General features: G+C 52.1%; 18 protein-coding genes and 1 other annotated feature. Of the genes, 13 read left to right on the top strand and 5 right to left on the bottom strand.

Annotated elements, in window-relative coordinates:
* The first annotated feature begins 4 nt into the window (after positions 1-4).
* The 4 genes from dnaN to yidA all read left to right on the top strand — a co-directional run bounded on the left by dnaN (position 5) and on the right by yidA (position 5,717).
* Positions 5-1,105 (top strand): DNA polymerase III subunit beta, encoded by a 1,101-nt coding sequence (gene dnaN / locus OGW16_RS10160; protein WP_005121477.1) that lies wholly within the window; start codon positions 5-7, stop codon positions 1,103-1,105.
* Between the two features lie 138 nt (positions 1,106-1,243).
* Complete coding sequence (gene recF, locus OGW16_RS10155) at positions 1,244-2,317, top strand: DNA replication/repair protein RecF (protein ID WP_003844434.1); 1,074 nt, start codon at positions 1,244-1,246, stop codon at positions 2,315-2,317.
* Between the two features lie 28 nt (positions 2,318-2,345).
* Positions 2,346-4,760: a DNA topoisomerase (ATP-hydrolyzing) subunit B gene (gene gyrB, locus OGW16_RS10150; protein ID WP_200008071.1), complete on the top strand. Its 2,415-nt coding sequence runs from the start codon at positions 2,346-2,348 to the stop codon at positions 4,758-4,760.
* 144 nt (positions 4,761-4,904) lie between these two features.
* Positions 4,905-5,717: a sugar-phosphatase gene (gene yidA, locus OGW16_RS10145; protein ID WP_003023871.1), complete on the top strand. Its 813-nt coding sequence runs from the start codon at positions 4,905-4,907 to the stop codon at positions 5,715-5,717.
* A 44-nt stretch (positions 5,718-5,761) separates the two neighbouring features.
* On the opposite strand, the gene OGW16_RS10140 is transcribed toward yidA, so the two are convergent.
* Together OGW16_RS10140 and cbrA are read right to left on the bottom strand one after the other, a co-directional pair.
* Positions 5,762-6,331 carry a YidX family protein gene (locus OGW16_RS10140; protein WP_491700941.1) on the bottom strand — a complete coding sequence of 190 codons (570 nt, stop codon included), beginning with the start codon at positions 6,329-6,331 and terminating at the stop codon, positions 5,762-5,764.
* 82 nt (positions 6,332-6,413) lie between these two features.
* A complete protein-coding gene (gene cbrA / locus OGW16_RS10135; RefSeq protein WP_286518391.1) occupies positions 6,414-7,559 on the bottom strand; it encodes a colicin M resistance lipid reductase CbrA in 1,146 nt (381 codons plus the stop codon).
* 100 nt (positions 7,560-7,659) lie between these two features.
* Here cbrA and OGW16_RS10130 point away from each other — a divergent pair, with 100 nt between their 5' ends.
* Positions 7,660-8,886 carry a YidR family protein gene (locus tag OGW16_RS10130; RefSeq protein WP_286518390.1) on the top strand — a complete coding sequence of 409 codons (1,227 nt, stop codon included), beginning with the start codon at positions 7,660-7,662 and terminating at the stop codon, positions 8,884-8,886.
* 1 nt (position 8,887) lies between these two features.
* On the opposite strand, the gene OGW16_RS10125 is transcribed toward OGW16_RS10130, so the two are convergent.
* Positions 8,888-9,220, bottom strand: coding sequence for a YceK/YidQ family lipoprotein (locus tag OGW16_RS10125; protein ID WP_167373431.1), 333 nt, complete (start codon positions 9,218-9,220; stop codon positions 8,888-8,890).
* Positions 9,221-9,458: 238 nt separating this feature from the next.
* Positions 9,459-9,531: a sequence feature (ROSE (Repression Of Heat Shock gene Expression) occurs in the 5'-region of heat shock genes and acts as an RNA thermometer to modulate expression.), on the top strand.
* Here OGW16_RS10125 and ibpA point away from each other — a divergent pair.
* The 3 genes from ibpA to OGW16_RS10110 all read left to right on the top strand — a co-directional run bounded on the left by ibpA (position 9,525) and on the right by OGW16_RS10110 (position 12,245).
* Positions 9,525-9,938, top strand: a complete 414-nt coding sequence (gene ibpA, locus OGW16_RS10120) for a small heat shock chaperone IbpA (RefSeq protein WP_003023882.1) — start codon at positions 9,525-9,527, stop codon at positions 9,936-9,938. Its footprint overlaps the feature before it by 7 nt.
* A gap of 92 nt (positions 9,939-10,030) precedes the next feature.
* A complete protein-coding gene (gene ibpB, locus OGW16_RS10115) occupies positions 10,031-10,459 on the top strand; it encodes a small heat shock chaperone IbpB (RefSeq protein ID WP_043018803.1) in 429 nt (142 codons plus the stop codon).
* A 124-nt stretch (positions 10,460-10,583) separates the two neighbouring features.
* The gene (locus tag OGW16_RS10110) at positions 10,584-12,245 is read left to right on the top strand and encodes a putative transporter (RefSeq protein ID WP_286518388.1); all 1,662 of its coding nucleotides are present in this window, start codon (positions 10,584-10,586) and stop codon (positions 12,243-12,245) included.
* A gap of 49 nt (positions 12,246-12,294) precedes the next feature.
* On the opposite strand, the gene OGW16_RS10105 is transcribed toward OGW16_RS10110, so the two are convergent.
* Complete coding sequence (locus OGW16_RS10105; RefSeq protein WP_043018801.1) at positions 12,295-13,158, bottom strand: AraC family transcriptional regulator; 864 nt, start codon at positions 13,156-13,158, stop codon at positions 12,295-12,297.
* 166 nt (positions 13,159-13,324) lie between these two features.
* Here OGW16_RS10105 and OGW16_RS10100 point away from each other — a divergent pair, with 166 nt between their 5' ends.
* Both OGW16_RS10100 and OGW16_RS10095 read left to right on the top strand, forming a co-directional pair.
* The gene (locus OGW16_RS10100; protein WP_043018800.1) at positions 13,325-15,040 is read left to right on the top strand and encodes a solute:sodium symporter family transporter; all 1,716 of its coding nucleotides are present in this window, start codon (positions 13,325-13,327) and stop codon (positions 15,038-15,040) included.
* Positions 15,037-16,530 carry a sulfatase-like hydrolase/transferase gene (locus OGW16_RS10095; RefSeq protein ID WP_043018799.1) on the top strand — a complete coding sequence of 498 codons (1,494 nt, stop codon included), beginning with the start codon at positions 15,037-15,039 and terminating at the stop codon, positions 16,528-16,530. The genes OGW16_RS10100 and OGW16_RS10095 overlap by 4 nt, the downstream gene beginning before the upstream one ends.
* 49 nt (positions 16,531-16,579) lie before the next feature.
* On the opposite strand, the gene yidI is transcribed toward OGW16_RS10095, so the two are convergent.
* Positions 16,580-17,029 carry an inner membrane protein YidI gene (gene yidI / locus OGW16_RS10090; RefSeq protein ID WP_043018798.1) on the bottom strand — a complete coding sequence of 150 codons (450 nt, stop codon included), beginning with the start codon at positions 17,027-17,029 and terminating at the stop codon, positions 16,580-16,582.
* Positions 17,030-17,136: 107 nt separating this feature from the next.
* On the opposite strand from yidI, the gene OGW16_RS10085 reads away from it, so the two are divergent.
* The 3 genes from OGW16_RS10085 to OGW16_RS10075 are packed head-to-tail and all read left to right on the top strand — an operon-like array spanning position 17,137 to position 18,945.
* Positions 17,137-17,484 carry a YidH family protein gene (locus tag OGW16_RS10085; RefSeq protein ID WP_042311462.1) on the top strand — a complete coding sequence of 116 codons (348 nt, stop codon included), beginning with the start codon at positions 17,137-17,139 and terminating at the stop codon, positions 17,482-17,484.
* Positions 17,474-17,836 carry a DUF202 domain-containing protein gene (locus OGW16_RS10080; RefSeq protein ID WP_043018797.1) on the top strand — a complete coding sequence of 121 codons (363 nt, stop codon included), beginning with the start codon at positions 17,474-17,476 and terminating at the stop codon, positions 17,834-17,836. Before OGW16_RS10085 ends, OGW16_RS10080 begins: the two co-directional genes overlap by 11 nt.
* Complete coding sequence (locus OGW16_RS10075) at positions 17,833-18,945, top strand: anaerobic sulfatase maturase (RefSeq protein WP_286518387.1); 1,113 nt, start codon at positions 17,833-17,835, stop codon at positions 18,943-18,945. Before OGW16_RS10080 ends, OGW16_RS10075 begins: the two co-directional genes overlap by 4 nt.
* Positions 18,946-18,948 lie beyond the last annotated feature (3 nt).

Here is an 18,948-nt window from a genome sequence, read left to right as displayed (position 1 = left end):
CGCTATGAAATTTACCGTTGAACGTGAACATTTATTAAAACCGCTTCAGCAGGTCAGCGGCCCGCTGGGTGGACGTCCTACACTGCCTATTCTCGGAAACCTGCTGCTGCAGGTTGCTGACGGTGCGCTTTCGCTGACCGGTACCGATCTCGAAATGGAGATGGTGGCGCGCGTGGCGCTGATCCAGCCGCATGAACCTGGTGCGACCACCGTTCCGGCGCGTAAATTCTTCGATATTTGCCGCGGGTTGCCGGAAGGCGCGGAGATTGCCGTTCAACTGGAAGGCGACCGTATGCTGGTGCGTTCTGGTCGCAGCCGTTTCTCGCTGTCTACGCTGCCTGCTGCCGACTTCCCGAATCTGGACGACTGGCAGAGCGAAGTCGAATTTACCCTGCCGCAGGCTACGATGAAGCGTCTGATTGAAGCCACGCAGTTTTCGATGGCGCATCAGGACGTACGTTACTACTTAAACGGCATGCTGTTTGAAACCGAAGGGGAAGAGCTGCGTACCGTGGCGACCGACGGTCACCGCCTGGCGGTCTGTTCAATGCCTGTCGGTCAGCCGTTGCCAAGCCATTCGGTGATCGTACCGCGTAAAGGCGTGATTGAACTGATGCGTATGCTCGACGGCGGTGATAACCCGCTGCGCGTGCAGATTGGCAGCAACAACATTCGTGCGCACGTGGGTGACTTCATCTTTACTTCCAAGCTGGTTGACGGTCGGTTCCCGGATTATCGCCGCGTATTGCCGAAGAATCCGGACAAACATCTGGAAGCCGGTTGCGATATCCTCAAACAGGCATTTGCTCGTGCGGCGATCCTCTCTAACGAGAAATTCCGCGGCGTGCGTCTGTATGTCAGCGAAAACCAGCTCAAAATCACCGCCAACAACCCGGAGCAGGAAGAAGCAGAAGAAATTCTGGATGTCTCCTATCCTGGTACTGAGCTGGAAATCGGCTTTAACGTGAGCTACGTACTGGACGTTCTGAACGCGCTGAAGTGCGAGAACGTGCGTATTCTGCTGACCGATTCCGTATCGAGCGTACAGATTGAAGATGCAGCGTCACAATCTGCAGCCTATGTCGTCATGCCTATGCGCTTGTAAAGAATATCGGGCTATCTTACTTGTTATTCTGGCTCCGGGCAGTGCTCGCAATCCTCACGTACTTCAGTACGCTCCGGTTGCTGTGCGCTGGCCGTAACCAGACTAACTGCGACGATAACGCCCTGGTTATGAGTTGATATGTCGCTATCCCGACTCCTGATTAAAGATTTCCGCAATATTGAAAATGCGGATCTCGCTTTATCTCCCGGCTTTAACTTTCTGGTTGGCGCGAACGGCAGCGGCAAAACCAGCGTGCTGGAAGCCATCTATACGCTCGGCCACGGCCGGGCGTTTCGCAGTTTGCAGATTGGTCGCGTCATTCGCCACGAGCAGGAGTCGTTTGTTTTACACGGGCGTTTGCAAGGGGAAGAGCGTGAGACGTCGATTGGTCTGACGAAAGACAAACTGGGCGACAGCAAAGTGCGTATTGACGGCACTGACGGGCACAAGGTTGCAGAACTGGCGCACCTGATGCCGATGCAACTGATCACGCCAGAGGGGTTTACTTTACTCAATGGCGGCCCCAAATACAGAAGAGCATTCCTTGACTGGGGATGCTTTCACAATGAAGCCGGATTTTTCACCGCCTGGAGCAACCTGAAACGACTGCTCAAGCAGCGTAATGCGGCGCTGCGCCAGGTGAGTCGTTATGAGCAACTGCGCCCGTGGGATAAAGAACTGATCCCGCTGGCGGAACAAATCAGCACCTGGCGCGCGGAGTACAGCGCCGGTATCGCGCAGGATATGGCGGATACCTGCCAGCAGTTTCTTCCCGAGTTTTCTCTCTCCTTCTCATTCCAGCGCGGCTGGGAGAAAGAGACTGATTATGCCGAAGTGCTGGAACGCAGTTTTGAACGCGATCGCATGTTGACCTACACCGCGCACGGCCCGCATAAGGCGGATTTCCGCATTCGTGCCGACGGTGCGCCGGTGGAAGACACGTTGTCGCGTGGGCAGCTAAAGCTGCTGATGTGCGCCTTACGTCTGGCGCAAGGGGAGTTCCTGACCCGTGAAAGCGGACGGCGCTGCCTGTACCTGATAGATGATTTTGCCTCTGAACTGGATGACGCGCGTCGCGGGCTGCTGGCCAGCCGCTTAAAAGCCACGCAATCTCAGGTCTTTGTCAGCGCAATCAGCGCTGAACACGTTATAGACATGTCCGATGAAAATTCGAAGATGTTTACCGTGGAAAAGGGTAAAATAACGGATTAACCCAAGATAAAATGAGCGAGAAACGTTGATGTCGAATTCTTATGACTCCTCCAGTATCAAAGTCCTGAAAGGACTGGATGCGGTGCGTAAGCGCCCTGGTATGTATATCGGCGACACGGATGACGGCACCGGTCTGCACCACATGGTATTCGAGGTGGTAGATAACGCTATCGACGAAGCGCTCGCGGGTCACTGTAAAGATATCGTGGTAACGATTCACGCTGATAACTCCGTGTCCGTTACCGATGATGGCCGTGGTATCCCGACCGGTATTCACCCGGAAGAAGGCGTTTCGGCGGCGGAAGTTATCATGACCGTTCTGCACGCAGGCGGTAAATTCGATGATAACTCCTATAAAGTTTCCGGCGGTTTGCACGGCGTGGGTGTTTCTGTCGTTAACGCCTTGTCGCAGAAACTGGAGCTGGTGATTCGTCGTGAAGGCAAAGTGCATCAGCAAACTTACGTGCACGGTGTGCCGCAGGCGCCACTGGCGGTAACCGGCGAAACAGAACTGACCGGGACTCAGGTCCGTTTCTGGCCAAGCCACGAAACCTTTACCAATGTCGTTGAGTTTGAATACGACATTCTGGCGAAGCGTCTACGTGAGCTGTCCTTCCTGAACTCCGGCGTCTCTATTCGTCTGCGCGACAAGCGCGACGGCAAAGAAGATCATTTCCACTATGAAGGTGGCATTAAGGCGTTTGTTGAATACCTCAACAAAAATAAAACGCCGATCCACCCGAATATCTTCTACTTCTCCACTGAAAAAGACGGTATCGGCGTTGAAGTTGCGCTGCAGTGGAACGATGGTTTCCAGGAAAACATCTACTGTTTCACCAACAACATTCCACAGCGTGACGGCGGTACTCACCTTGCAGGCTTCCGTGCGGCGATGACCCGTACCCTGAACGCCTACATGGACAAAGAAGGCTACAGCAAAAAAGCGAAAGTCAGCGCCACCGGTGACGATGCCCGTGAAGGTCTGATTGCCGTTGTTTCTGTGAAAGTACCGGATCCGAAGTTCTCCTCACAGACCAAAGATAAGCTAGTCTCCTCTGAGGTGAAATCGGCGGTAGAACAGCAGATGAACGAACTGCTGAGCGAATACCTGCTGGAAAACCCATCTGACGCGAAAATCGTCGTTGGCAAAATTATCGATGCTGCGCGTGCCCGTGAAGCTGCACGCCGCGCGCGTGAAATGACCCGTCGTAAAGGCGCGCTGGACTTAGCCGGTCTGCCGGGCAAGCTGGCGGACTGTCAGGAACGCGACCCAGCCCACTCTGAACTGTATCTGGTGGAAGGGGACTCCGCGGGCGGATCTGCGAAGCAGGGCCGTAACCGTAAAAACCAGGCGATTCTGCCGCTGAAGGGTAAAATCCTCAACGTCGAGAAAGCGCGCTTTGACAAGATGCTCTCCTCTCAGGAAGTCGCGACGCTGATCACCGCGCTCGGCTGTGGCATCGGTCGTGACGAGTACAACCCGGACAAACTGCGTTATCACAGCATCATCATCATGACCGATGCGGACGTCGACGGCTCGCACATTCGTACGCTGCTGTTGACCTTCTTTTATCGTCAGATGCCGGAAATCGTTGAGCGCGGCCACGTTTACATTGCACAGCCACCGCTGTACAAAGTGAAAAAAGGCAAGCAGGAACAGTACATTAAAGATGACGAAGCGATGGATCAGTACCAAATTTCTATCGCTCTGGATGGCGCAACGCTGCACACCAATGCCAGCGCACCAGCCCTGGCGGGTGAAGCATTAGAAAAACTGGTTTCTGAATACAACGCGACGCAGAAAATGATCGGCCGTATGGAACGTCGTTTCCCGAAAGCGCTGCTGAAAGAACTGGTTTATCAACCGACGCTGGCTGAAGACTGCCTGTCTGATGAAGCGAAAGTGACGGCCTGGGTTTCCCAGTTGGTTAACGTGCTGAATGAAAAAGAAATGCACGGCAGCACCTGGAACAGCTTCGTGCGTAAAGACGCTGAACTGAACCTGTTCGAACCGGTGATCCGTGTGCGTACCCACGGTGTCGATACCGATTATCCGCTGGAGCATGAATTTGTGACCGGTGGCGAATACCGTCGTATTTGTACACTCGGCGAGAAGCTGCGCGGGCTGATCGAAGACGATGCGTTTATCGAACGTGGCGAACGTCGTCAGCCAGTATCAAGCTTTGAGCAGGCGCTGGAATGGTTGCAGAAAGAGTCTCGTCGTGGTCTCGCTATCCAGCGTTATAAAGGTCTGGGTGAGATGAACCCGGAACAGCTGTGGGAAACCACCATGGACCCGGAAAGCCGTCGTATGCTGCGCGTTACCGTGAAGGATGCGATCGCCGCCGACCAGCTGTTCACCACGCTGATGGGTGATGCCGTTGAACCTCGTCGTGCGTTTATCGAAGAAAACGCCCTGAAAGCGGCGAACATCGATATTTAACCTGCACCCGGGCCTGCTCCTGTGGGCCTGTGACCGATCGACAAAAGGGGAATCTCGATTCCCCTTTCTATCCCCCTTTTCGTAGCTGTTTTTTGAGCGGAATCGCGTTAGCATGAGGACGGACTCATTTCATCCGGGGAACTCATGGCTATCAAACTTATTGCTATCGACATGGATGGCACACTTCTGCTGCCCGATCACACCATTTCACCTGCGGTCAAAACGGCAATTGCCGCGGCGCGCGCGCGTGGCGTGAATGTGGTGCTGACCACGGGGCGCCCGTATGCCGGCGTTCACAGCTATCTGAAAGAACTACATATGGAACAACCCGGTGACTACTGCATTACCTATAACGGTGCGCTGGTGCAGAAAGCGGGGGATGGCAGTACCGTGGCGCAAACCGCGCTGAGCTATGATGATTATCGTTACCTGGAGCAGCTCTCCCGGGAAGTTGGCTCGCATTTCCACGCCCTCGATCGCAATACGCTGTATACCGCGAACCGTGATATCAGCTACTACACGGTGCATGAATCGTTTGTTGCGACGATTCCGCTGGTGTTCTGCGAAGCCGAGAAAATGGATCCCGCAACCCAGTTCCTGAAAGTGATGATGATTGACGAGCCGGAGATCCTTGATAAAGCCATTTCGCGCATACCTGCAGAAGTAAAAGAGAAGTACACCGTGCTGAAAAGTGCGCCGTACTTCCTCGAAATCCTCGATAAACGCGTCAACAAAGGAACTGGCGTAAAATCGCTGGCCGATGCGTTGGGCATTAAAGCCGAAGAGGTGATGGCGATTGGCGATCAGGAAAACGACATCGCGATGATTGAATACGCAGGCGTGGGCGTTGCCATGGACAACGCTATTCCATCAGTCAAAGAAATCGCCAACTTCGTGACGAAATCCAACCTTGAAGATGGCGTCGCGTATGCCATTGAGAAATTTGCGCTGAATTAAGAAGTTATGGGCAAGTGCCTTGTTACATTTGCCCATTTAAATTTTTATTGGTGATAATAATTAAAAAATAATATTTGTAATGGAGAGGTTACGACATCCAGAGTGATAGTAATGGGCAGTAGTCCGTTTGTGACGAATTCGGGTATATGTGAGGTTTTATATTCGTAAAAACCAACGGTAAATGGATGATAAAACGTAAGCATCTGCGAGTAATCCTGTTTGGTGCTTTTTTTATGGATTGTCCCTTCCAGTTTGGATAGATTTTTAGTGCAGTATTGCGCTGAGCAGTCAAAACCGTAGCCCGTAAGCACTTGTTTAACGTCCTGCGTTTCCCCTGTGTATTTAAGCGTTAATACGCCTTTAAATCCCTTTTTATTGTCGCTGATGATGAATTCGGCGATATCAACGGCCTGTAAATTATGACGGTCGATTTGCGGATCTTGCAGCAACTTCACCACGCTTTCGGCACCACTGGTTATCAGATAATCAAACGTTTTGCCGACAAAGACATAGCCTTCATTACCATCATTATCTTTACCTGACGATAAGCCAATAACGGTGTCTGTTTTCCACTTTTCCCTTGTTGTTTGTGGATCGCCTGCTTTGAGCCACATAAAGCTCAGGCACCCTGATAACATAACGCTAAGCGATGATACGACCAGCGATTTTACCAACCAGCTATGTTTTATGTTCAACTTAATCCCTTAAAAAAACGCGCCGTAATGTCATGGCCATACTACGCGATTTATCACGCTTTTCTTTTGCTGGCGGGTGACTTTCAGATTTTGCCAAGGGAATGTGCGCCACGCCGCTGCGCATTATCCATTTACGGGAAAACGCCGATGTCAGGGCGCGACTTTTCAGGATTTTGCCATACAGTTTGAGGCGTAACTTGCGGGTGGCGTTGCGGTAGGCGTGATTCATATCTGGCGTATCCCGCAGGAGTACAGATTTGAGGATCTCCGCGCTGTCCAGCGCATAGCTAATCCCTTCCAGCGAGCTGGCGCTGATAAAACCGGCCGCTTCGCCAATCAAAAATGCGTTGTCCTCTCCGCAGACGAAGTCTTTCCAGCGTGAGGGGAACAGCACCGTACATTTTTCGCTTTTCACCGGTTTGCCGAACTGGAAATGGAACGCTTCCAGCTTCTCTTTCAGCGCGTCAAAGCGCGCCTGGCCGTCCTTCATGGGGTACGCGCCGCCAAAGATAAAATAGCCGTCTTTGCTGATACTCCAGGAATAACAGTCGGTTGCGTCATTATCAAAAATACAGGAATAGAACGGGACAGGATGTTTTTCCGTAAACCATTGTTGAATAGCGACATATTTACGGATTTGGTGCTGGGGATAGAGATGACGGCGTACCAGTGAATTCGCTCCGTCGGCACCTACCAGATAACGCGCGGTGATCTGCTGCTCCCAACCGTCGGCGCGGAAGATTACATGCCATTTATCGCCCTCGCGCCAGATTTTCCGACACAGGCTGTCGTGGTACACCTGTACATCGTCAGGAATGAGCGATTTAAGCCATAAATCAAACGCATGGCGATTGATATTAATGTAGCTACGTTGGTAGTTACGCGTCAAAGAAGCGGCAACATCAACCGTTTTAACGCTAAATATCTGCGGGTTGGCGATGACATTAACGGGTAAGGTTATCCCGTCGCGGATAAACGAACGCTGGGCATCCGGGGCCAGCAGACCGCCGCAGGGTTTGGTAAAACCTTCGTTGCCGCACTGGCGTTTTTTATCCAACGCGATCACGCGCATTTTTCCACTCAACTGCCGCGCCAGCGCTGCGCCTGCCGGGCCTAATCCGATAATCGCTACGTCAAAATGTTCCATCTTTCTGTCCGCAAAAAATGAAGATAGCGATACGCTAAAGCCTGAAAGTGAAGTGCTTGTGAAGTATGATTGCTGAAATCGTCTTGTATCAGGGCATCCCATGAAGCAAATCACCTTTACGCCGCGTAATCATCAGCTTACCAATATCAATACCTGGACACCGGACAGCCAGTGGCTGGTCTTTGATGTGCGCCCCTCCGGCGCCTCTTTTACCGGTGAAACAATTGAGCGCGTTAATATCCATACTGGCGAGCTGGAGGTGATTTACCGGGCTAGTCAGGGATCACACGTTGGCGTGGTGACCGTTCATCCAAAGTCGGAAAAATATGTATTTATTCATGGGCCTGAAAATCCTGATGAAACATGGCATTACGACTTCCATCATCGGCGTGGGGTGATTGCTTCGCAGGCTGGGATGGAGAATCTGGATGCGATGGATATTACTGCGCCATATACGCCGGGCGCGCTGCGCGGCGGCAGTCATGTGCATGTTTTTAGCCCGAACGGCGAGTTTGTCAGTTTTACCTATAACGACCATGTGCTGCATGAGCGCTCTCCGGCGCTCGATTTACGCAACGTCGGCGTGGCTGCGCCGTATGGTCCGGTGAATGTTTCCTCGCAGCATCCCCGTGAATACAGCGGTAGCTACTGGTGCGTGCTGGTGAGTCAGACGACGCCAGCGCCAAAGCCGGGGAGCGATGAGATTAACCGCGCCTATGAAGAGGGCTGGGTGGGGGAAAGCAGACTGGCGTTTATCGGCGATACGTTGTCCGCCTCTGGTGAGAAGGTGCCGGAGCTGTTTATTGTTGATTTGCCACAGGATGAAAGCGGCTGGAAACAGCCTGGCGACGAGCCACTGGAGGGGACTGAGGCGACAATGCCTGCGCCGCCATCCGGCATAACTCAACGCCGCCTGACGTTTACCCATGAGCACGTCTTCCCTGGGCTGGTTAATCAGCCGCGCCACTGGGTGCGCAGTAATCCAGGAGCCTCTGAGATTGCGTTTTTAATGCGCGATGATCGTGGTGTTGTGCAACTGTGGCTGATTTCCCCACAAGGAGGGGAGCCGCGTCAGCTTACCCGCTGCGCCACGGATATTCAGTCAGCGTTCAACTGGCATCCGTCGGGGAAATGGCTGGGATTTGTACTGCAGAACAAAATCGCCTGTTGTGATGCTCTTACGGGAGAGATTGATTTTTTAACGGATCATCATGGCAACCCGCCGTCAGGCGACGCGATCGTCTTTTCTCCTGACGGTCAATGGGTTGCGTGGATGGAAGACGTCGAGGGTTTCCGCCAGTTATGGGTGACAGAAACCAGGCGCTAGCTTAAGGCGCGGTCATTTCAGCCGGGGGAATAACCGCGTTTGTGGCCTGCGTTCTCTCCTCGCTTTTTTCTACGCGGGATCTCACCGAGTTGTCTTTGCGAAAGAGATCCCACGGAAGCAGTACCGTATCCAGTACGGCGGTAAACGGCATATCCAGAATCGCCAGCGACTTGGTTCCCCAGTTTGTATCACTTTCGCTAATCATTGTGGCGCTGGCGCGCGTGCCAGGATACGTCCCTTCCTTGCCTCCGGTATGTGACATAATGCTGGAACAGCCGCTCAAAAACGCCATCCCGCTGCACATTGCCAGTGTTACCAACATTTTTTTTATCATCATTTATTCATCTGTATTTATCGTGTTTGCATGGTGAGTTAAAGCGATCCGTTGCGAAAATAACATCACCATTTCGTCGCACTGTGGCGGCTATCGCGATTTAACGATAACAACTGCTTCCCCCAGTGTATGCAATAGACACCAAACTGCAAAAAAAGTCAGATGAATACGCTTGAAAAGTTTGTATTAAGACCCATTTTTAGAGTGTAGACAAATGAAGGGCATGCCTGATGGGTGTCCTGGCTACCTGACCTGTCCATGATGGAAGGTCGATTATTCTCGCTGATTTCAGGAGCTATTGATTATGCGTAACTTTGATTTATCCCCGCTGTACCGTTCTGCAATTGGTTTTGATCGCCTGTTTAACCTGCTGGAAAACAATCAGGGCCAGAGCAATGGCGGCTACCCTCCGTATAACGTTGAGCTAGTAGACGAAAACCATTACCGCATTGCGATTGCCGTTGCCGGTTTTGCTGAAAGCGAACTGGAAATTACTGCCCAGGACAATCTGCTGGTGGTGAAAGGCGCTCATGCGGACGATCAAAAAGAACGTACTTACCTGTATCAGGGCATTGCCGAGCGCAACTTCGAACGTAAGTTCCAGTTAGCGGAGAACATTCATGTTCGCGGCGCAAACCTGGTGAATGGTCTGCTGTATATCGATCTTGAGCGCGTGATTCCCGAAGCGAACAAGCCGCGCCGCATCGAAATCAACTAATTCTGTGGGCCGCTGCAGGCGGCCCTGCTAAGTCATCGGCTTGCCGTCAGGGAGCCGAAAAGTACCTACTCGCTTCTTAGAAGGAGATTATTATGCGTAACTACGATTTATCCCCACTGCTGCGTCAATGGATCGGTTTTGACAAACTGGCCAATGCCTTGCAAAACACCGGTGAAAGCCAGAGCTTCCCGCCATATAACATCGAAAAGAGCGATGATAACCACTACCGCATTACCCTTGCGTTAGCCGGTTTCCGCCAGGAAGATCTGGATATTCAACTGGAAGGCACGCGCCTGACCGTGAAAGGTACGCCGCAACAGCCGGAAAAAGAGACCAAATGGTTGCATCAGGGGCTGGTCACTCAGCCGTTCAGCCTGAGCTTCACGCTGGCTGAAAATATGGAGGTCTCCGGCGCAAGCTTCACTAACGGCTTGCTGCATATCGATTTGACCCGGAATGAACCTGAAACCATTGCTCCACAACGTATCGCCATCAGCGAACGTCCCGCATTAAATAGCTAAATAGCTCCATGCCTTTGCCCCGCCAGAAATGACGGGGCTTTTTTGTGCTTTACCACCCATACATTGCGACTGTACTCTGCGAGAATCCATTTACTTAATGATGTTATTCACAGGGAACAGGATAATGAGTGATATAGCATTGACGGTCAGCGTTCTGGCATTGGTGGCGGTTGTCGGATTATGGATCGGCAACATAAAAATACGTGGTGTTGGTTTTGGCATTGGAGGCGTGCTGTTCGGCGGTATTATCGTCGGACATTTTGTCGATCAGGCAGGGATGACCCTGAGCGGCGACATGCTGCATTTTATTCAGGAATTTGGCCTGATTCTTTTCGTCTACACCATCGGTATTCAGGTGGGGCCGGGCTTTTTTGCGTCACTGCGCGTTTCCGGGCTGCGGCTGAATCTGTTTGCCGTACTGATTGTTATTATGGGTGGCCTGGTCACCGCGATCCTGCATAAGATTTTTGCCATTCCCCTTCCGGTGGTGCTGGGAATATTTTCCGGTGCGGTCACCAATACCCCGGCCTTAGGCGCGGGCCAGCAAATTCTGCGCGATCTGGGTACCTCTGCTGATGTAGTGGATCAGATGGGGATGAGCTATGCCATGGCCTATCCTTTTGGTATCTGTGGTATTTTGCTCACGATGTGGCTGATGCGCCTCATTTTTCGCGTTAACGTCGATGCCGAAGCCCATCAGCATGAATCCACGCTGACCAACGGACACGCGCTGATTCAGACGATGAACATCCGCGTGGAAAACCCAAACCTCAACAATATGGCGATTCAGGATGTCCCGATTCTGAACAGCGATAAAATCATCTGCTCGCGTCTGAAACGTGAAGAGACATTGATGGTGCCGTCGCCAGGGACAATTATCCAGATGGGCGACCTGTTACACCTGGTCGGTCAGCCTGGCGATCTGCACAACGCGCAGGTGGTGATTGGGCAGGAGGTGGACACATCGCTGTCGACGCGAGGTACCGATTTACGCGTTGAGCGCGTGGTGGTGACCAACGAACAGGTACTGGGTAAACGAATCCGCGACCTGCATTTCAAAGAGCGTTACGACGTGGTTATCTCCCGTTTGAACCGTGCGGGGGTTGAGCTCGTAGCCAGCAGCGACGCCAGCCTGCAATTCGGCGATATCCTCAATCTGGTGGGGCGTCCCGCGTCCATTGATGCCGTCGCCAATGTTGTCGGCAACGCGCAGCAAAAACTGCAGCAGGTGCAGATGCTGCCGGTATTTATTGGTATCGGGCTGGGTGTTCTTCTGGGTTCCATCCCACTGTTCATCCCGGGGTTCCCGGTGGCGTTAAAACTGGGTCTGGCCGGTGGGCCGCTGATTATGGCCTTGATCCTGGGGCGTATTGGCAGCATTGGTAAGCTGTACTGGTTTATGCCTCCCAGCGCTAACCTGGCGCTGCGAGAGTTAGGTATTGTGCTGTTTCTCGCGGTAGTTGGTCTGAAGTCAGGCGGTGATTTTGTCGATACCCTGACGCAGGGCGATGGCCTGAGCTGGGTGGGCTACGGTATTTTCATTACTGCGATTCCGCTGATTACCGTGGGTTTGTTAGCTCGACTATTTGTCAAAATGAACTACCTGACGCTGTGTGGCATGCTGGCTGGCTCAATGACCGATCCCCCTGCGCTGGCGTTTGCTAACAACCTGCATGCCACCAGCGGGGCAGCTGCGCTCTCCTACGCCACCGTTTATCCGCTGGTGATGTTCCTGAGGATTATCACGCCACAGCTGCTGGCGGTGATCTTCTGGGGGCTGGGTTAAAGAGCGAGTATCCGGCCTGCATCTCCTGCAGGCCGGATGAGACGGTATTTCACTTCTCATGTTTAAGCACTGCCGAGGGCGCGTAGCCAAACTTGTGTTTAAAGGCTTTGCTGAAATGAAATGAGTCAAAAAAGTTAAGCATATCTGCCACCTGTCCGACCGTATTCCCTTCCTGCTTTAACAGTGACAGCGCCAGTTCCAGCCGGGCATCGAGATAATATTCCTTCGGTGTTTTACCGGTGTAACGTAAAAAAAGACGACGTAGCCAGGCTTCGCTGCAGGGGATGGTGGCCGCCATATCCGCCACGCTCCACCGCCTTTGCAGGCTGGCATGCAGAGTGGCAATCAGTTTTTCAATTTGTATCCGCTGTGGGTCTTTTTTACCTTCGGCGTAAATAAGACAAATCCATTGATAAATTATTTTTGTGAGAAAAGCGACGGCCAGATTATTTTTCATTGAGTCTTGTGACGTAATTAATCGCGAGACCTCGGCCAGTTCTTGATTATAAATATCACCATTATAAATAATGCTTTGCTGGCGTAACGGAATATCCATTACGCTGGTTGGAGTGAATTCCATCCAGTATTGTTCCCATACTAATCCTTCACAATGATAAGACTGAATGTCTGTTGGTTTTAAAAATATTATACAATTTCCGGTGAGGGTAATGTGTTCGCCGCCTTTTAGCAGGATTTTCCCACAGCCCTGGACGGTATAGACAGCAACCCATGAATTAGCTATCAGTGGCTTTTTCTTATCGCGTGGCCAAATAACCCGGTAATGTTCGTCGGCATAGGTGTGCCACAGCGAGATCAATGAAATTCCGCTTGAGATCACATTTTCGTTAATCAATAGGGGAATATTGTACGTAGTTTCGTTTTTTACATGCGAACTTTGCATCTTTCCATTCATTTTAATTTCCCGCCGGAGAATTATGCCCACAACCTGAACTTAACAGAAAAAATCCGTTCAGGGATATGACGTTTTTATTTTAAGAAATCTGACTGCCTGACCCGGTGCGTAATACCTCCGATTTTCCCTACCGCTGCCGGGACATAATGATAAAAAGGGCTATGAGATGAATACGCTACAAATTCTAAGCTTTGTGGGTTTTACGCTACTGGTGGCGGTAATCACCTGGTGGAAGTTACGGAAAGCGGATACCGGATCGCAACAAGGATATTTTCTGGCGGGGCGATCGCTAAAAGCGCCGGTTATTGCTGCGTCGCTGATGCTAACGAATCTCTCGACGGAACAACTGGTAGGGTTAACCGGCCAGGCTTACCGCAGTGGAATGTCGGTAATGGCATGGGAAGTTATCTCAGCGATCCCGCTCATTTTTCTGGCGCTGATTTTTTTGCCGCGCTATCTGCAGCGCGGCATTGCTACTATTCCGGACTTTATTGAGGAGCGTTATGACAAAACGACCCGCATTATCATCGATTGCTGTTTTTTAATTGCCACGGGGATTTGTTTTCTGCCGATCATTTTGTATTCCGGCGCGCTTGCCTTTAACAGTATGTTTCATGTTACTGAAACCTTTGATATTTCCCAGCATACGGCAATTTGGTTGATGGCGGTGGTATTGGGGATTAGTGGTATTTTGTACGCCGTGGTCGGTGGGATGCGTGCCATCGCTATTGCCGATGTGATCAACGGTATCGGTCTGGTGATTGGCGGTCTGATGGTGCCACTGTTTGGCCTGATGGCAATGGGTAAAGGCAGCCTGAGCGAAGGGATTACGCGCTTAACGCAGGATCACAGCCAGATGTTGAATTCGATTGGCGGGAGCAACGACCCGGTACCGATCGGCGCGGCACTGACCGGGCTTATTCTGGTGAATACCTTCTACTGGTGTACGAACCAGGGAATTGTTCAACGTACGCTGGCGTCAAAAAGCTTATCAGAGGGACAGAAAGGGGCCTTATTGACGGCGGTGTTGAAGATGCTGGATCCGCTGATTCTGGTATTGCCTGGCGTTATCGCCTTTCACCTTTTCCAGGATCTCCCAAAAGCGGATATGGCTTACCCGGCGCTGGTAAACAAAGTCATGCCGTTGCCGCTGATTGGCTTTTTCAGCGCCGTATTGTTCGGCGCGATCATCAGCGCGTTTTGCGGTTTTCTCAACAGCGCCTCGACACTCTTCAGCCTCGGTATTTATCGTCGACTGATTAACGAGCAGGCCAGCCCCGATAAACTGGTCAGCGTGGGACGTCGCTTTGGTTTTATCGTCGCGGTTATTTCTGTGCTGGTTGCGCCGTGGATTGCGTATGCGCCACAGGGGCTTTACAGCTGGATGAAACAACTCAACGGCATTTACAACGTACCATTGGTGACCATCGTTATTATGGGCTTCTTTTTCCCCCGCATCCCGGCGTTGGCGGCGAAGGTTGCGATGGGGCTGGGTATCGTCAGCTACATCACCATCAACTATCTGGTGAAATTCGAGTTCCACTTCCTCTACGTGCTGGCCTGTACCTTCTGCATCAACGTGGTGGTCATGCTGGCTATCGGTGTTATCAAGCCGCGTGCCACGCCGTTTAAATTCCATGATGCTTTCGCGGTCGACATGAAGCCGTGGAAAAACGCGAAGATCGCCTCTGTTGGCGTCCTGTTTGCGATGATTGGCGTTTATTCTGGTCTGGCGCAGTTTGGTGGTTACAACTCTCGTTGGCTGACAATCTTCAGCTACGCCATCACGGCAGCAGTAGTGATATACCTGATTTTCAGCAGTTGGCAGTCGCGGCGTATCTCTACTGAACACTGTGTCTCTGACGCTAAGGATAAAGCATGACCCGCCCTAATTTTCTGTTCATTATGACCGATACTCAGGCGACCAATATGGTCGGCTGCTACAGTGGTAAGCCGCTGAATACCAATAATATTGATAGTCTGGCGGCGGAAGGTATTCGCTTCAATTCCGCTTATACCTGCTCACCGGTCTGCACCCCGGCCCGCGCGGGGTTGTTTACCGGTATTTATGCCAACCAGTCCGGTCCGTGGACCAATAACGTCGCGCCGGGGAAAAACATTTCCACCATGGGGCGCTACTTCAAGGATGCGGGCTATCACACCTGCTACATCGGCAAGTGGCATCTCGACGGGCATGATTACTTTGGTACCGGCGAGTGTCCACCCGAGTGGGATGCCGACTACTGGTATGACGGGGCCAATTACCTGGCAGAACTGACGGATAAAGAGATCGGTTTGTGGCGTAACGGTCTGAACAGCGTGGAGGATTTGCTGGCCAACAATATCGACAAAACCTTCACCTGGGCGCATCGTATCAGCAACCGGGCGGTCGATTTCCTCCACCAACCAGCGCGTAACGATGACCCCTTCCTGATGGTGATTTCCTACGACGAGCCGCATCACCCGTTTACCTGTCCGGTGGAGTATCTGCAGAAATATCAGGACTTTTACTACGATCTGGGCGCGAAAGCGCAGGATACTCTGTGCGATAAGCCTGAGCATCATCGCCTGTGGTCGCAAGCGATGCCGTCTCCGGTGGGTGAAGACGGACGCTATCACCATCCACTCTATTTTGCCTGCAACGATTTTGTTGACGATCAGATTGGCCGGGTGATTGATGCCTTAACGCCAGAACAGCGGGAGAATACCTGGGTTATTTATACCTCCGATCACGGTGAGATGATGGGAGCGCATAAGCTCATCAGTAAGGGGGCGGCGATGTATGACGACATCACGCGAATTCCGCTGATTATGCGCCCGCCGCAGGGAGAACCGATGCAGGTAGACACGCCGGTCAGTCATATCGATCTGCTGCCGACGATGATGGCGCTGGCGGGCATTGAGCAGCCACAAATCCTGCCGGGTGAAAACATCCTTAACATTGAAAAGCCACGCGGCGTGATGGTGGAGTTCAACCGTTATGAGATTGAACATGACAGTTTTGGCGGATTTATTCCGGTACGCTGCTGGGTGACAGACGACTGGAAACTGGTGCTGAATCTGTTTACCAGCGATGAGCTTTACGACAGACGAAACGATCCCGATGAGCTACACAACCTGATAGATTCGCCACAATTGGCCGACGTTCGCTGCCAGATGCACGATGCTCTGTTGGACTATATGGATAAAATCCGCGACCCGTTCCGTACCTACCAGTGGAGTTTGCGTCCGTGGCGTCCGGACGCCGTACCGCGCTGGATGGGCGCTTTCCGCCCACGCCCGCAAGATGGCTATTCTCCGGTGGTACGCGATTACGACACCGGTTTACCAACCCAGGGCGTAAAAGTGGAGGAGAAAAAGCAGAAGTTCTGAGGGAACGCCCTGCCGGATCGGGTTCTCACGCCGCCATCCGGCAGGCTGGTCAAACTGGAGAAGCACCGCCGAGAAAGGAAAATATCAACATGAGCAGAATGATGCCGCAGATAATGGCAATGCCAAAAAGCAGAGCATGAAAGGCAAGTGTCGCGCCGCCGAAGAACATTGCGCCATGAATACTCCAGCGATTTTCTTTACGCATGCCGCCGATAAACGCACATATCAGCGCGATGACGGCAAGAGCGATGCCGCTGTTATCCAGTATTTTATCGATATCAGTGGCAGTTTTTTTCGCAGCAGCGGGCGGTTGTTCCCCTTTCAGACCGGCAAGAATCCCTTTTTTAACGGCGGATACCTTCTCTGCCACCACGCTTTCCAACGCTGGCGGTGGGGCGGAAAAGGGGCCAAAAGAAAAATGAAAAATGCCGAGAATCAACGCAATGGCGCCAAATAGCATTCCCAGTGAACTACATTTGTTTTGCGATATGATGTCCATCAGACCTCCCTGTGCTGGTTCAGGTAGAGGGTATCAGCATTCCGCTGTACGAAATTCTGAAAATGACCAGACAACGTAGCTGAGCTATGAATGAAAAAGGAGTTTGGATGAAGATTTCCCGCCTTGGAGAAGCCCCGGATTATCGCTTCTCGCTGGCAAATGAACGTACCTTTTTGGCGTGGATCCGTACCGCATTGGGATTTCTGGCGGCGGGCGTTGGTCTTGACCAACTGGCTCCGGATTTCGCCACGCCGGTCATTCGTGAGCTTTTGGCGCTGTTACTGTGTCTGTTTGCCGGTGGCCTGGCGATTTATGGTTACCTGCGCTGGCTGCGTAATGAGAGGGCAATGCGTCTGAAAGAGGATTTGCCGTATACCCATAGCCTGTTAATCATCAGCCTGATTTTGATGATCGTCGCGGTGATTGTCATGGGACTGGTACTGTATGCCGGATAGCCGTAAGTCGCGACGTATCGCCGACCCGGGATTACAACCGGAGCGAACATCGCTGGCCTGGTTTCGTACGCTGCTGGGCTATGGCGCGCTAATGGCGCTGGCGCTGAAGCACAACTGGCATCAGGCGGGCTTTCTGTTTTGGGTTTCAATTGTGGTGCTGGCGATGGTGGCCATCGTACTTTGGCGCTATACCCGTAGTCGTACCCTGATGGATGTTACGCATAGTGATTTTTCTGAATCTCGCGCGGTGCGTGACAAATTTATGATCTCCCTCGCGGTGTTATCCCTCGCAATACTGTTTGCTGTAACGCATGTTCGCCAACTTATTGCATTTATCGGGAATTTAGCATGACAGGATGTCAGGTCATGGCCAAGCCGGCCAGCTCTCGTTGTAACCTTGATTGTCGTTACTGTTTTTACATTGATAAACCCACTCAACCCGAAATGGATGATGCCACCTTAGAGACGTTTATTCGCCAGCATATTGCCGCGCAGCCGGGGTCTGAAGTGATGTTCGCCTGGCAGGGTGGAGAGCCAACCCTTTGTGGTATCGACTTTTTTCGCCGCGTAGTGACCTTGCAAAAACAGTACGGGCAAGGGAAGCAAATCCATAATGCTTTCCAGACCAACGGGATTTTGCTCAACGACGAATGGTGTCAGTTTTTACGTGAAAACGGCTGGCTGGTTGGGATTTCCCTGGATGGCCCTGCCGAGTTTCACGATGCGTATCGCGTTAACCGTAGTGGAAAACCGACTCACCATAAGGTGGTGGACGCCATTGCCAGGCTGCGTGAGCATCAGGTGGAGTTCAATCTGCTGGTGGTGGTTAATTCTCTGAACAGTCAGCGGCCCGGGTTGATGTATCACTACCTTCGCCAGCTTGGCACGCCGTTTTTGCAGTTCATTCCGCTGGTTGAATATGATGAAAAAGGCGAGCTTACCGCCGAATCTGTCCCGCCGCAGGCATGGGGAACCTTCCTGAATTCCGTCTTTGATATCTGGGTCAGAGAAGATATTGGTCGCGTATTCGTCCAGTTATTTGATTCAACCCTGGGCGTATGGTGCGGGCATCCGGCGCAGATGTGTTCGCTAAGCTCCACTTGCGGGCATGCGTTTGCCCTGGAAGCGAATGGCGATCTGTATCAATGCGATCACTATGTTTACCCTGATTTTCGCCTGGGTAATATTCATCACACGTCGCTGAGTGAGCTCAATGCCAGCCCGCAGGTAACGGCGTTTGGTCAGTCCAAGAAGGCCACGCTGAGTGCGGAATGTCAGGCGTGTTCGTTGTTACGCTTTTGCCATGGTGATTGTCCAAAGCATCGCGACAGCAGTGGAAAAAGTGCGATTTGCGGCGGGTACAGCGCTTTCTTCAACCATACCGCGCCGCATATGCGCGTGATGCGTGACCTGCTTAAGCAACATCGCTCACCGATGGAACTGATGGCGATGCTGCGTTAAGGT

The sequence above is a fragment of the Citrobacter sp. Ce104 genome, assembly GCF_030334595.1.
Taxonomy (GTDB): domain Bacteria; phylum Pseudomonadota; class Gammaproteobacteria; order Enterobacterales; family Enterobacteriaceae; genus Citrobacter; species Citrobacter europaeus.
Note: the sequence above shows the minus strand (reverse complement) of the source record. Positions and strands in the feature narration are given on the sequence as shown.